Annotated in this window: 10 protein-coding genes; 6 read left to right on the top strand and 4 right to left on the bottom strand. The window is 40.2% G+C overall.

Annotated elements, in window-relative coordinates; all coding sequences use genetic code 11:
- Positions 1-650: 650 nt before the first annotated feature.
- The 3 genes from R2S57_RS09045 to R2S57_RS09035 all read left to right on the top strand — a co-directional run bounded on the left by R2S57_RS09045 (position 651) and on the right by R2S57_RS09035 (position 2,780).
- Positions 651-893, top strand: coding sequence for a hypothetical protein (locus tag R2S57_RS09045; RefSeq protein ID WP_316844722.1), 243 nt, complete (start codon positions 651-653; stop codon positions 891-893).
- A 343-nt stretch (positions 894-1,236) separates the two neighbouring features.
- Positions 1,237-1,359, top strand: a complete 123-nt coding sequence (locus R2S57_RS09040; RefSeq protein ID WP_316844721.1) for a hypothetical protein — start codon at positions 1,237-1,239, stop codon at positions 1,357-1,359.
- Positions 1,360-1,406: 47 nt separating this feature from the next.
- Positions 1,407-2,780 carry a hypothetical protein gene (locus R2S57_RS09035; RefSeq protein WP_316844720.1) on the top strand — a complete coding sequence of 458 codons (1,374 nt, stop codon included), beginning with the start codon at positions 1,407-1,409 and terminating at the stop codon, positions 2,778-2,780.
- Positions 2,781-3,026: 246 nt separating this feature from the next.
- Here the strand turns inward: R2S57_RS09035 and glmS are convergent, their stop codons facing one another.
- From glmS to R2S57_RS09020, 3 genes are all read right to left on the bottom strand, one after another.
- Positions 3,027-4,865, bottom strand: a complete 1,839-nt coding sequence (glmS, locus tag R2S57_RS09030) for a glutamine--fructose-6-phosphate transaminase (isomerizing) (RefSeq protein WP_316844719.1) — start codon at positions 4,863-4,865, stop codon at positions 3,027-3,029.
- Between the two features lie 145 nt (positions 4,866-5,010).
- Positions 5,011-6,282: a serine hydroxymethyltransferase gene (glyA, locus tag R2S57_RS09025; protein ID WP_316844724.1), complete on the bottom strand. Its 1,272-nt coding sequence runs from the start codon at positions 6,280-6,282 to the stop codon at positions 5,011-5,013.
- A 61-nt stretch (positions 6,283-6,343) separates the two neighbouring features.
- Entirely contained in the window at positions 6,344-7,087 is a 744-nt protein-coding gene (locus tag R2S57_RS09020; RefSeq protein WP_316844718.1) for a segregation and condensation protein A, read from the bottom strand.
- Between the two features lie 216 nt (positions 7,088-7,303).
- Here R2S57_RS09020 and dxs point away from each other — a divergent pair, with 216 nt between their 5' ends.
- On the top strand, positions 7,304-9,232 hold the full coding sequence (gene dxs, locus R2S57_RS09015; RefSeq protein WP_316844717.1) for a 1-deoxy-D-xylulose-5-phosphate synthase: 1,929 nt from the start codon (positions 7,304-7,306) through the stop codon (positions 9,230-9,232).
- A 1,072-nt stretch (positions 9,233-10,304) separates the two neighbouring features.
- On the opposite strand, the gene R2S57_RS09010 is transcribed toward dxs, so the two are convergent.
- On the bottom strand, positions 10,305-12,596 hold the full coding sequence (locus R2S57_RS09010) for a response regulator (protein ID WP_316844716.1): 2,292 nt from the start codon (positions 12,594-12,596) through the stop codon (positions 10,305-10,307).
- Between the two features lie 405 nt (positions 12,597-13,001).
- Here R2S57_RS09010 and R2S57_RS09005 point away from each other — a divergent pair, with 405 nt between their 5' ends.
- Positions 13,002-13,406, top strand: coding sequence for a response regulator transcription factor (locus R2S57_RS09005; protein WP_316844715.1), 405 nt, complete (start codon positions 13,002-13,004; stop codon positions 13,404-13,406).
- Complete coding sequence (locus tag R2S57_RS09000; protein WP_316844714.1) at positions 13,406-14,608, top strand: sugar transferase; 1,203 nt, start codon at positions 13,406-13,408, stop codon at positions 14,606-14,608. The genes R2S57_RS09005 and R2S57_RS09000 overlap by 1 nt, the downstream gene beginning before the upstream one ends.
- Positions 14,609-14,624 lie beyond the last annotated feature (16 nt).

The raw sequence follows: 14,624 nt of genomic DNA, 5'->3' as shown, positions 1-14,624 counted from the left end.
TCCCCTTCCTTTCGGTTGGGAGTGCAAAGGTAAGGATCTTTTCCGGATTTCCAAATAAAATAAATTTTATTTTTTCTTCCCTCTTTCCCTCTTTTCCCTTATTTCAATATGCCAGTCTTAAACTGGCTTTCCGTTCTTCCGAACCGGGCTGCAAAGGTAGCAATCTTTTCTTCACCTGCAATATTTATTCTAAAATAAATCCTGCCCTCCGATCTCCTGCGCCATCCTTTCATTCAAAACCCTTCCTCCGAAGCGGGATGCAAAAGTAGGGAATTTTATCGTACGCACAAACAAAATCTTAAGATTGACGGCAGCTTTACCGTAACCGCATGGTTTTCAAGAAGAAAAAATATCGAACAGGCCAAAACTTTTTCAATAAAACGGTGTTTAGGGGTTTGCCTAATGTCAGAATCCGGAGTTTTCCCTGCGCATGGCCATTTAAAAATCAGGAAGCCCCTGCCACCTAAACCCGATTCGATAGCTATCGGATGGAATGGAAAGCCTACAGCGCAGCGAGGACTTGTAATGAAAAGCGGGAACACATTAATACAGTAGCACCAAACCTGCTTTTCCAAAAAAACGAATAACTTTTGCTCCTAACTTTCACAAAATCACATTATTTCTTAATAAATATTTTATAAATTAGTTAGATGTTACTTGCTAAACAATGTTATACCGATCTATTTGGGCTGTTATTCCCAAACCTTTGCAATGCCTGTGGCGTAGCGTTATACCGCAGCGAGCATTTGATTTTTACGAAATGTTTATACGACCTGCCCTTTACCGACTATCATCAACATGCAGAAAACAGGGTAGCCAAACAATTATGGGGTCGATTGCCATTTAATGCCGTAATGGCCATGTTATACTTTAGAAAAGGCGCAAAGGTTTAAAGTCTAATCCACAAGTAAAATACAACGGCAGAACGGATGTTGGCATACTATTAGGGAATATGCTGGGGGAAAGGCTAAAAACGAGCGCACTTTATCAAGACGTTAACTAAATTATTCCTGTTCCGTTGCATCACAAAAAATATTAATATAGAGGATACAACAAATGTACATTTATTGCCGAGCGCATACCAGCCAAAATGGAGATTGCCTTTAGTGAAAATAATTTAGTGCGGAATATGGCTACCGAAAGTCAAACCAAAAAAGGCAGATATAACCGGTACGAGAACATGCAAGATGTTTTAAGATAAATGCACCACTTAACATTGCCAGCAAAAATATTTTATTGATTGATGATGTAATCACAACAGGCGCAACTTTAGAAGCATGTGCAACAGCACTTTTGAACAATGGTGCGGCCAAAGTGAGTATCGCAGCCTTGGCATTTGCTGTAATTGTATCAGGATAATTATTGATACTATTGTAAGTACTCAAACAATTATCTAAGTTTGATTTATGCGTTCCATTATTTATTTAGTATTATCAATCTTGTTCTTTGCTTCAGCTTGCCGGAAAGGAGAACGCATAACCACTGACGCAAATGCCAGGTTGAGCATCGAAAATAGCAAACTTTTATTCGACACCATTTTTACCTCGATAGGTTCTACAACGAAACGGATAAAAATTGTTAACCAAAATAACGACGCGGTTAAAGTTTCGGAAATTAGCTTGGCCGGCGGTAGTACCTCCGCCTTTAGTTTGAATATTAATGGTGCAAATACATTTAATAAAACCGACCTGGTTATAAGGGGCCAGGACTCTATAAACCTATTTGTAAAAGTGACCATTAATCCAAACGCACAAAATCTTCCTTTTTTGGTTCAGGATTCCATTATATTAAATACAAATGGCAACAGGCAGATGATTCACCTTTCTGCTTATGGCCAAAACGCCATATTTATCACCGAATCGGTCATAAGCAGCAATACAACCTGGACAAAATCGCTACCATATATAATCAGTGGCGCACTAACCCTTAAAAACGGTGTTTCGTTGAGCATCCAGCCGGGCGCCAAAGTTTATTTTCATAAAGATGCCAATCTAAACGTAGAGGGAAACCTGATTGTGAATGGAACTGTTGCCGAACCTGTATTGTTTTGTAGCGATAGGCTAGAAAAGTTGTACAGTGATGAGCCTGGCCAATGGAAAGGTATTTTTTTAAAGCGCAATGGCAATGGCTTAATCAAAAATGCAACGATCAAAAATGCATCTGTTGGTATTACTTCAGATTCATTATCATCCAACGCCAATCCTAAATTAATTTTAAGCAACAGTATCATCAAAAATATGCAGGTGGCAGCCTATATTGGTTACCATTCCGAATTGTTGGCCTTTAATAACCTCATGTATAACTGCGGCAACTATTTAATTTATGCTGTGGGCGGAGGAAATTACAACCTGAAACAGAATACTTTTGCAGGATACAACCTCAATTTTCCGCGTAAAACGGCCTCGCTTAGTTTTTCAGATTATTTATCAAACAGTATTTACAACAACCTGCAGTTAGATATCACAAACAATATCATTTGGGGCAGTTTAATCAACGAGCTGGACATACAAAAGAAAACCTCAGCCATGGTACAGCTTAATTTGCGGAACAACTTAATCCGTAGTACCAATAACAGTTATAGCAGCAATGGGAATATTTTAAATACCGATCCGCTTTTTATCGATAAAGATTTAGAAAATTTTGAAGTGTCGGTCAATAGTGCAACCAGGAAAAAAGGCTACGATTTAAGTACAGATTCTTATTATATCAATTACCTCAATAAAGACATAAAAGGCAATAACAGATTTTCTCCCTCAACCTTAGGTAGTTATGAGAAATAATTAATTTTTCTACATTTTCTGAAACAAATCGGAAAGAATTTACGTTTATATATTCGAGAGCGTTAATTTAGATGGTAAGGGTCGATATTTCTACAGAGAATATCGGCCCTTTACTTTTACTAGAATTTTAGGATTGCAGGATTAACATTGGTTATCCAATTGCACTCTGGTACTTACTAGAAATTATAAAGCAAAAGCAGCTACAAATTAATGCAACTGCTTTTATTTATTTGTTTTGTGATAAAATTATTCAACCGTTACCGATTTAGCCAAATTTCTGGGTTGATCAACATTACAGCCTCTCATTACCGCAATATGGTATGACAGTAGCTGAAGAGGAATGGTAGCCAAAAGCGGCAAGAATACCTCGTTTGCATAAGGAATTTCGATACAATAATCAGCCATTTTTTTAACCTCGGTATCGCCTTGGGTTACAATAGCAATTACCTTTCCTTTCCTTGCTTTTACTTCCTGTATATTGCTGATCACTTTTTCGTAAGACGAGTTTTGCGTTGCGATAAAAACCACTGGCATTTCTTCATCAATTAATGCAATAGGTCCATGTTTCATTTCCGCAGCAGGGTAACCTTCTGCATGGATATAGGAGATTTCCTTCAGTTTTAAAGCACCTTCTAACGCTACAGGGAAACCACTCCCCCTACCTAAGAACAAACAATTGGTAGAATCTTTAATTTTTTCTGCAACTTCTTTAATCAGGTCGTTTGATTCAAGAGCAATCTGGATTTTTTCAGGAATATTATCCAGCTCGGTTAAAAGCTCGATTAATTTTGAAGTGGTAATGGTTCCTTTTTGCTGGGCCATATAAAAAGCCATCAGTGTTAAAACCGTTACTTGTGCCGTAAAAGCTTTTGTCGATGCTACGCCAATTTCTGGTCCGGCATGGGTGTATACCCCTGCGTGGGTTAAGCGTGGGATTGATGCACCAGCAACATTACAGATGCCAAAGATAGTAGCCCCACGTTCTTTTGCCATTTCGATGGCGGCCATGGTATCGGCAGTTTCTCCGGATTGTGAAATGGCAATTACAACATCCTTTTCGGTAATAATTGGATTTCTGTACCTGAATTCAGAAGCATATTCAACCTCAACAGGAATGCGGGCATATTCTTCAATCAGGTATTCGCCAACCAGGCCTGCGTGCCATGATGTTCCGCAGGCAACAATGATAATCCGATCTATATTTTTTAATTTCTCAGCAAATTCTTTAATCCCTCCAAGCTGTACCTTTCCTTCTTCGGGATAAATACGGCCGCGCATACAATCTTTAATAGAACGTGGCTGCTCATAGATCTCTTTTAACATAAAGTGATCGAAACCGCCTTTCTCTAACATTTCGAGCTTTAACTCCAATTCCTGGATCTGTGGAGTTTGAACAACATTGTCTAAATGTTTAATCAAAAGATCTTCTCTGGTAACCAAAGCAATTTCGCCGTCTTTTAGATAAATTACATTTTTAGTGTATTCTATAATTGGTGTAGCATCAGAAGCAATAAAGTATTCTCCCTTGCCAACGCCTATCACCATCGGACTTCCCTTTCTGGCGGCTATTAGTTGGTCCGGATTGTCCTTATCCATAATCACTATTGCATAAGCGCCATTCACTTCGTGTAAGGCTAAACGCACGGCTTCCAATAAATCAATTTTTTCTATTTCCTGAATTTCTTCAATCAAATGGATTAATACTTCTGTATCGGTATCGCTTTTAAATTCGTGGCCACGACTAATCAGCTCTTCCTTTAGTGTAGCATAGTTTTCGACAATACCATTGTGAATAATGGAAAGTTTACCCCTATTTGATGTATGTGGATGAGAATTGAGGTCGGAAGGCACGCCATGCGTAGCCCAACGGGTATGCCCCATTCCACTCGTGCCGGTTTTATCCATGCTTTCAGCAAATTCTTCTAAAACAGATACTTTCCCTGCTTTTTTATAAATATGCTGACCATCATTATTCATTAGTGCTATACCGGCACTATCATAACCACGGTATTCTAATCTTTTAAGACCTTTCAATACAATTGGCCAAGCTTCTCTATAGCCTATATAGCCTACAATTCCACACATAAATTTATATCTTCATTAATTCGCTAAATATATAAAACAAACGTTTGTTTTAAAGCATTAGCGCTAAAAAACTTTGATCAATAAAAAAGCAACTGCAAATTAATGCAATTGCTTTTCTATCCTAAGTAGGCTCAGGAAACTTATCTTATTTATAAAGCGGGAATGCGCTTACCAATTTAATTACTTCAGCTTTCACGGCGTTCAGATTAGCTTCATCTTCCGGATTGGTTAAAACCCTATCGATTAATTCAACAATCTGGTCCATTTCTGTTTCTTTTAAACCACGCGTGGTAATTGCAGCAGTACCTACACGGATACCAGAAGTTACAAATGGTGATTTATCATCAAAAGGAACCATATTCTTGTTCACTGTGATTTCTGCCTTCTCTAATGCATTTTCAGCCACTTTACCAGTGATGTTTTTATTGCGAAGATCGATCAGCATCAAATGGTTATCTGTACCGCCCGAAATAATGCCATAACCTTTAGCAACAAATGCTTTGGCCATAGCCTGTGCGTTAGCAGCAACTTGTTTAATGTATGTTCCGTATTCATCACTTAAGGCTTCGCCGAAAGCAATTGCTTTAGCTGCAATAATGTGCTCTAACGGCCCACCTTGTGTACCCGGGAAAACGGCCATATCAAGCAAATTGCTCATTAAACGGATTTCGCCTTTTGGTGTTTTTAATCCCCATGGATTTTCGAAATCCTGCCCCATCATAATCATACCGCCACGTGGGCCACGCAAGGTTTTATGGGTAGTAGTGGTTACAATATGGCAGTGCGGAAGTGGGTTGGCCAACAATCCTTTTGCAATTAAACCCGCCGGGTGAGAAATATCTGCCAAAACCAAAGCACCAATTTTATCAGCTACTGCGCGGATAAAAGCATAATCCCACTCACGTGAGTATGCAGATGCACCGCAGATAATCAATTTTGGCTTTTCAGCTAAAGCAACTTCTTCTAATTTTTTATAATCGATCAGTCCGGTTTCTTTTTCAACACCATAAAATAAGGGCTGATATAATTTACCCGAAAAGTTAACAGGTGAGCCATGTGTTAAGTGGCCACCATGAGAAAGGTCAAATCCTAATATTTTATCACCTGGCTGTAAAACCGCAAGCATTACAGCTGCATTGGCCTGTGCACCCGAGTGTGGCTGAACGTTTACCCAAGTTGCACCGAACAATTCTTTTGCCCTATCGATCGCAATCTGCTCTACCACATCTACTACCTGGCAACCGCCATAATAACGTTTTCCCGGTAAGCCTTCGGCATATTTATTGGTCAGTACCGATCCGGCAGCTTCCATTACCTGCTTGCTTACAAAGTTTTCTGATGCAATAAGCTCTAAACCATGCTCTTGGCGGTTTAACTCCTTATCAATAAGTTCAAAAATTTGGTTGTCGCGTGTCATCATTATATTAGGTTGTATTTTTTTGGCAAAAGTAAGAATTTCAAATTTAATTTAGGCCCTATTAAGATAATGCTTTCACATTAAAGTTGTTAAAGCCGCTCCCAATGGTTATCTCTACGATTTGTTGCTGCAACATTTCTAAAATAGCCAGGAAATTATACACGAAATGCACTTTATTTTCCGAATTTTTAAGCACCAGGGCAAAATCGATCTGTTTATTGATATCGAGCAGATTGGCGATAAAGTGTTTTTGCTGTTCGATGGTATAGGGATATTGAACAACGGTGTGTTTAACCTCCTCGCTGCGCAGCTCATACTTCTGCATCGTGCGGTGATAAACGGTTAAAAGTTTATACAAATCCAGTGATAAAAGTTCGTCCTGATGGGTAGAAGAGGCGGCTGCCAAAGTCAGATCGTATGCAATGTTGCCCCTATGGTCTTGCTTCAACCGTTCTTCTTCAAAAATTTTCATTTCTTCGGCAGCAGATTTGAATTGTTTGTAGGCAATTAGCCTGGCGATCAGATCCTGCTCAGAGTTGATTTGGTTTCCAGCTTCATCAACCTCAATCCGGGGTAAAAGCATTTTAGACTTAATGCGCATTAAGGTGGCCGCTACCAGAATAAATTCGCTGGCCACTTCAACATTTAAAGATAGGAGCTGATGGATAAAGGCCAAAAAATCATTGGTAATCTTCGCAATCTCCACATCCTGAATACTAAGTTCATCGCGTTCGATAAAGAACAGCAACAAATCGAAGGGTCCCTCGAAGACCGGAAGTTTTATCTCAAAATTCTCTGCCTGCATGTATAGCAACAAACATAATGAAAATTTTTAGTCCCAAGCAATCCTAAACATTACACACTAAAACCTAAACCCTAACCGCTCAGCGCTTATCGCCAACCGCTTAGCGCTAAGCCCTCAACGACAGTCGTTGACGCCCGCGAATAAACCACTATTTTTCTCTTCCATATTAAAACAAATTTGCCTTACTTTGTAGCTTGTTTTTTACCATAAATTCGAATGCAAGTAAAAGCTGGCCCCCTATTATCTAAAATCAACTATCCCGCTGATTTAAAGCAATATAGTGAATCTGACTTGGAACAAATAAGCCAGGAATTACGACAATATATTATCGATGTTGTAAGTGTTAACGGAGGTCATTTCGCTTCAAGCTTAGGCGTTGTCGAATTAACAGTGGCCTTACATTATGCGCTGAATACCCCATATGATAAATTGGTTTGGGATGTAGGCCATCAGGCATATGGACATAAAATTTTAACCGGCCGCAGAGATTTGTTCCACACCAACCGCGTATATGGTGGCATTAGTGGTTTCCCTAAAATTTCTGAAAGTGAGTATGATACCTTTGGCGTAGGCCATTCTTCTACTTCCATTTCGGCAGCTTTGGGTATGGCTGTGGCTTCGCAGTTAAAAGGCGAAACAGGTAGGCAACATGTAGCCATTATTGGTGATGGTGCCATGACGGCTGGTTTGGCCTTTGAAGGCTTAAATCATGCAGGGATCGAAAACAGCAATGTACTCGTGATCCTGAACGACAACTGCATGTCTATAGACCCAAATGTTGGTGCACTTAAAGAATATTTAACCAGTATTACCATTTCGAAATCGTACAACCGTTTCCGTGATGATATTTCTCATGTACTCAGCGGACTTTCCAAACTTGGCCCGAATGCACACAAGTACGTGAAGAAAATAGAAAAAAGCATTAAAGGAACTTTATTGAAACAGAGTAATCTTTTCGAATCCTTAAACTTTAGGTATTTTGGGCCGGTTGACGGACATGATGTAAAACGTTTGGCACAGACTATAAAAGATTTATCTGCTATCCCAGGACCAAAACTACTTCACTGCATTACCGTAAAAGGTAAAGGTTTTGCATTGGCAGAAAAAGACCAAACCGTATGGCATTCACCAGGCCTTTTTGACAAGATTACCGGTGAGATCAAAAAAAGCATTCCAGATAAGCCCCAGCCTCCGAAGTATCAGGATGTTTTTGGACATACAATGGTTGAGCTTGCTGAGGCTAACGATAAAATTGTAGGTATTACCCCTGCAATGCCTTCAGGATCTTCGTTGAACATAATGATGAAAGCGATGCCGAAACGGGCATTTGACGTTGGTATTGCCGAACAGCATGCAGTTACTTTTTCTGCCGGCCTGGCAGCACAGGGACTGGTTCCTTTCTGCAATATCTATTCCAGCTTTATGCAGAGAGCATATGACCAGGTAATACATGATGTGGCCATCCAAAAACTCAATGTGGTATTTTGTCTGGACCGGGCGGGCCTTGCAGGCGCTGACGGGGCTACCCATCATGGAGCATACGATATTGCCTACATGCGCTGTATACCCAATCTGATAATTTCTTCTCCAATGAATGAAGAGGAATTAAGAAATCTCATGTTTACTGCCCAACAGGAAAACACAGGACCTTTTGTGATCCGTTATCCTCGGGGAAACGGAGTGATGCCAGATTGGAAAAGACCGTTCAAAGCACTGGAAATCGGGAAAGGACGTAAAATCTGTGATGGTGAAGAGGTGGCCATACTTACTATTGGCCATGTAGGGAATTTTGCTGTGGAGGCGCGTTCAGAACTGAATGCCGAAGGTATTTATCCCGCTCACTATGACCTGCGCTTTGTTAAACCGCTTGATGAGCATTTGCTCCACGAGGCGTTTTCAAAATACAAATATATAATAACTATAGAAGACGGCTCTTTACAGGGAGGTATGGGATCTGCAGTCCTGGAATTTATGGCCGACAATGCCTATAATGCGCAGGTAGTCAGACTTGGGATCCCTGACCAATTTATAGACCATGGAGAACAGGCCGAGCTTTGGGCAGAATGCGGATATGATAAAAATGCCATTATTAACACCGTTAAAAAAGTTGCAGTTAAACGGGTTACAGATAAGTTGGCCGGATGAAATACAAAAGCTCAGGCAGAAACGGGATCGATGTCTTAACAATGGTTCTTTAGATGTATTTTGGTTTAGAAAAAATGCTGAAATACAATTGATCCGGATTAAAAGATATCAGTATGCCCAAAGAATTTCAAGCAATTAAAGTTTTCATGCTTGCTTTGACCTAATGTGGTTGAAAGGGTACGAGTACCACATCCGGCCATGATAAACGCATCTTCTCGTCAAACTTTTTAAATCCTGATTTTTTCTGCCAGTTCATTGTATTGTTAACCTTAATTTTTTTCAAAAAGCGAATTTGATAAGTACTTATTGTTCCCATTAGTTGTAGTAATTGTTTTGATATATCCAAGACACCTATTCCTTTGGCAGGCAGTTCGGCAACTTTTAGTTTGCGCCCAGAGGGTCTTGTGTGAAAATTATCATAATCCTTTTTAAATAAATTTATTAAACATATCTTCTTTGACTGCCGGACTCGAATAGCGACTTCCGGACAATATTTTAGTGACTGCGATAACGATCTCTGATTATGGGGCATTTTCCGCAACAAAACCAGATGCTCCGGCTTTTAATTATGGGACGGCATAAATATTTTCCTTTGGTTCGGTAAAAACCAGGATTTGAATCAGAGTAAACGGCCCTAGAGCTCACATATAAGTTTTCAGACCATTAGCTACGGGAATATCAGCATCGATGATAGTAAGCTTGGGGATTTCCGGTTTTGGTCCATTGCTTTCTGAAAAGTATCCGCATATATAGCTATCAGATCGGGCCAAATTTCTGACAGCAGGCCTTTTACTCCGCGATAAACGATCCCGTGATTGCCAGCAATCAGTACGGTAAGGGTATTTTGCTGGATTTCATCGGAAAAAATTTTCTGATTTTAAAAACGAAGAAAATTGTTCCATATGATTATGGTATGGATGCAAAATAATACAATTGAGCATCTTCTTACAAATCGGGGTTAAAAAACTTAAATCCCGTCAGCGACAGCAGATGGCAGCGCTGTTATTAAAAGGGCAGCTGCTTTTTATATATCCCCAGAGACAAGGTTGAACAATCAGGTAGCCAAAGCAGATCATAGAACAGAATCTCTTCTTTTTAATTCAATTTTTAGCTCAATGACCGCTTGATCAATAACACTGTTAACCTGAGCGACCATTGGAAGCAGTTGAGATATCGGTGCATTTTGATCACTTAGGGATTCAATATCCCTAATAACGCGTTGAATGGAAATAATGCCAAGATTATCTATAGTGGATTTAAGCTTATGGGCCAGCTTCGATATATTTGACAGATCCTTATCCTCTAAAGATTGGTTTAGATCTCTGACTGCGATGGGCATTTGATCACAGAACATCTGGATCATTTTGGTAACAAAGTCCTCCCTTCCCTTGCTTATGACATACAGACCGTCTAAACTGTAAAGGGGGAGCTCAGCTTCCGGCTGGTCAGTCTCTGCAGCTTTTTTTTCCATCCATTTATCTATTACCGTGACAAAGAGTTCTTCATTTATCGGTTTTGTAATATAATCGTCCATTCCCGCGGCAATACATTTCTCTCTTTCCCCGGTAATCGCTGAAGCGGTTAGCGCAATGATAGGCCCCTTATAGCCCCCATCCCTTAATAACCTTGTTGTATCGTATCCATTTAGAACAGGCATCTGAATATCCATAAGAATAAGATCAAAATCTTCCTTATCCACCATCTCAAGAGCCATCTCTCCACTATCGGCGACCATAATCTGGGAACCATAGTTTAGTAATATAGTGGAGGCAACAAGCCTGTTCATTTCGTTATCATCAACAATGAGAATTCTCTTACCTGAAAACAGGTCATCACTAAGTGCCAATTTTGCCTCTATGGGAACATCGCTACCAACACCTTTCTTAAGGCGGATTACAAAAGAAATGGCAGAACCCCGTCCTTTTTCGCTTTTGACATCAAAGTATCCACCCATCTGACCAACCAGTTTTTTAGATATACTCATTCCCAGGCCAGTCCCACCATACCTCCGGGATACAGACTCATATTCTTGGCTGAAGTTGTCAAAGAGAAGCTTGATAAATTCAGGCTCCATTCCTATTCCTGTATCCTTCACCAGGATTTCAATTTTCTGGGCATCCTCGAAATCTGCTATAAGTCTTGCCGTAAGGGATACAGATCCCTTTTCGGTGAATTTTATAGCATTGCTTAACAGATTCAATACTACCTGACTGATCCTGAACGGATCTCCTATCAAAACCGGAGCAATATCATCATAATGGGGTTGAAAATAATGGATTGTCAACCCTTTTTTTTCAGCCCTGTGAATAATCACCTGAATAACCTCCCTAAGTACTTTGGAAATATTCAATCCGATATATTCAAGATTCACTTTACCGGCCTCAATCTTTGAGAGATCTAAAATATCATCGATAATTACCAGTAGATTCTTCGATGCTGTTTGTATGGTCTGGATACAGTAGTCCTGCTCGACGGTAAGGCTGGTTCTGGAAAGCTGGTTGGCCATGTTCATGATTGCATTCATGGGTGTTCTTATCTCATGACTCATATTGGCCAAAAACATATCCTTGCTGTTGGCAGCTTTTTCAGCCTCTAATTTTGCAGCGATCAGTTCGAGCTCCTGTCCCTTGTTACGGGTAATCTCAAAATTTACAGTGATAGAACCGATTACTTCATTTTTACCGTTAAAATTTACTGTCCTGCATATCAACCACCATTTCCTATCCCCCTTCGCATCCAGAAACTGGATTTCAATCATCTCTGAGGTGATACTATCATAACTTATCGGATCACCCTCTTTCGAGAATATCCTACCGGTAAACAGTTCTGAGACTACTCTACCGTCAATATCCGCAAAATCGTAACCGGAAATTTCACAAAAGCTGTTATTTGCATAAACAATCTGCTCTTCCATATCCAGTTCCAGAAGACCAAGCTTCATGTTTGCGATAATGTTATGATAACTGTGTTTGTTAGCCGCAAAAGGCAGGCTTTCCATATGGTTATTTTTAATGCCATCAGCTTCAACGCCTTCATTAGGCAGGGGAGCCTGGTTGGGTGATTGCCCATATCCGGCAAAAAAAAACATATTTTGATCAAAGATCTTCTCCCATCTCCCAATTATCCGCGCGGGCTGTTTTTTCATATTCAGCACGATGCTATTCAAATCCGGTCCCTTATTACCTTCACCGGTATTAAGATCATCAAAATGATCGAAAACCGACTGACCAACACAGTTACCACTGATTTCTTTCAGGCTATCCCCCACTTCTACTATATTCATATCTGCGTCAATGAGGACAAAGAATGGAAATAGCCGGTTAAGCTGGGTGCTGTCCAGGGACAAAAGGTTTTTGTTTATCATTTTATACTATAATAGCGGTAAATTAGAATTATATCGTCCAGGCAGGGCATAATGCCTTATGTCAACTCCTGCTAAATACAAACAACAACAAGGGGCCAAAGTTTCCATGAAAGCGAATTTATGCCTAAGGCCTTGTCAGCTAATGCTGAGGATTTTAACACTCCTAAAAAGAATAAAAAAAAAGTTAACTCTTTTTTTTATTATACTTGCATTGAAATGTCGCCGTGCCTAAATTAGAGTTATTATTCATCAAAACTGAATTTATTTCAGATTTATTAACGGATCAACAAAGATAATAATTATTGAAAATCAATTGTACATTCAAATGATTGGCTGCTATTTTCAGACAGGAACTATGCAAAAAAAATTACATAAAAGTCCTATTCCAACAACGCTTCTTCACTAATGAACCAACAGAATAATCCTAAAATACATATCCTCCTCGTTGAGGATGATGAATTTATGCAGGCAATACTTGAAGAGATATTGCAGACTAAATACCGCATCGATATTAGGCCTGATGGAATGACTGCACTAACTTTCCTACAGAGCGGAAATATCCCAGATCTGATTATTTCTGATTTGAACACGCCCAATATAAATGGCCTTGAGCTGATCGAACAGCTAAAGACAAGCGACTTTTTCAGTTCCCTGCCAATTATGATATTATCCGGAGAGGAGAGTTCGGATAAGCGCATAAAATGCCTGGAAGCCGGTGCTGATGACTTTATGGTTAAACCTTTCAATCCTGCTGAACTGGAAGCCAGAATAAAGATGGTATTAAGACGGGCCGGAAAAAGTAATTTCTGATGGTAGAGGAAAAGATCAATGGCTCTGTTGAGCCCCCCATCGTTGCCATGGTAGGCTTCGAGGACTATGCACAACGTTCATTTTTTGAAAACTGTAGTTTTGAGGGGGTGCGACTGGTCTATTTCGACAATGGCCTGAAGCTGGCCCAGGAATGGGCAGACCAGGGCCTTGAGATCGTGGCGATAATATCAAACAGTGAAATTTTGTCAAACGGCGGCCTTTCCCTTATCGAAACGCTCAAAAATATACAGATGCCGAGCGTACCTTTTTTTCTGGTCGTAAAGTATTTCAATCCGAACTTAAGGATCCTGGCCCTTACAGCAGGCATCTCAGATGTATTCAGGCTGCCAATGCATCAAGCCCGTGTAGAAAAACGTATCACTTTTTTTGTCCGGAACTGGAAAGCCCTGACCAAAAGCCTTGCCATCAGACCAAACGTGATACGCCCGATCGGACCTGCAAAAAGAATGTTTGACATTTTCTTTGCCGGTTTTGCATTGATTATGCTATTTCCTTTACTCCTTCTGGTTGCCCTTTCAATATGGCTGGAATCAAAAGGGCCGGTTTTCTACTATTCACTGCGGGCAGGAACAGGATTTAAAATCTTTAGATTTTATAAATTCCGCTCTATGTATGTAGATGCTGACCAAAAGATTAAAGATCTGATGCATCTCAACCAGTATGATATCGACCGTGGGGAGCAACAAACCATGGTAGCGGATTCGGTCCTTTGCCAAGACTGCTCACAGACGGGTAAATGTCAATACCCGCTTTATGGCGATGGGGTCCAGTGGTGTGAAAAGGACGCCGGTTATTTTAATGCCGCCAATAGCGGATCTGCATTTTTCAAGATCGCGAATGACCCAAGAATAACCAAGATCGGTAACTTCATTAGAAATACGAGTATTGATGAGCTTCCTCAGCTCTGGAACGTAATCAAAGGGGACATGAGCATAGTTGGGAACAGGCCGTTACCAATTTATGAAGCTGAGAAACTTACAACAGATAAATATGTACTGCGGTTTGCTGCACCCGCAGGAATAACGGGGTTATGGCAAGTGGAGAAACGGGGAAAAGGTGAAATGAGTGAAGAAGAGCGCCTGCTCCTTGATAACACATACGCAAAGAACCAAAGTTTCTCCAACGATATAAAACTTATCCTTAAGACGCTCCCAGCTCTGTTCCAGAAAGAGAGCGTTTAACCTAACCATGCCCTCA

This window comes from Pedobacter psychrodurus (assembly GCF_032678585.1).
GTDB lineage: Bacteria > Bacteroidota > Bacteroidia > Sphingobacteriales > Sphingobacteriaceae > Pedobacter > Pedobacter psychrodurus_A.
This window is presented reverse-complemented; position numbering and strand designations above follow the sequence as displayed.

Coding starts and splice junctions, on each gene's coding strand:
- R2S57_RS09045 (WP_316844722.1), top strand. CDS start 651: ATGTTACTTGCTAAACAATGTTATACCGATCTATTTGGGCTGTTATTC.
- R2S57_RS09035 (WP_316844720.1), top strand. CDS start 1,407: ATGCGTTCCATTATTTATTTAGTATTATCAATCTTGTTCTTTGCTTCA.
- glmS (WP_316844719.1), bottom strand. CDS start 4,865: ATGTGTGGAATTGTAGGCTATATAGGCTATAGAGAAGCTTGGCCAATT.
- glyA (WP_316844724.1), bottom strand. CDS start 6,282: ATGACACGCGACAACCAAATTTTTGAACTTATTGATAAGGAGTTAAAC.
- R2S57_RS09020 (WP_316844718.1), bottom strand. CDS start 7,087: ATGCAGGCAGAGAATTTTGAGATAAAACTTCCGGTCTTCGAGGGACCC.
- dxs (WP_316844717.1), top strand. CDS start 7,304: ATGCAAGTAAAAGCTGGCCCCCTATTATCTAAAATCAACTATCCCGCT.
- R2S57_RS09010 (WP_316844716.1), bottom strand. CDS start 12,596: ATGATAAACAAAAACCTTTTGTCCCTGGACAGCACCCAGCTTAACCGG.
- R2S57_RS09005 (WP_316844715.1), top strand. CDS start 13,002: ATGAACCAACAGAATAATCCTAAAATACATATCCTCCTCGTTGAGGAT.
- R2S57_RS09000 (WP_316844714.1), top strand. CDS start 13,406: ATGGTAGAGGAAAAGATCAATGGCTCTGTTGAGCCCCCCATCGTTGCC.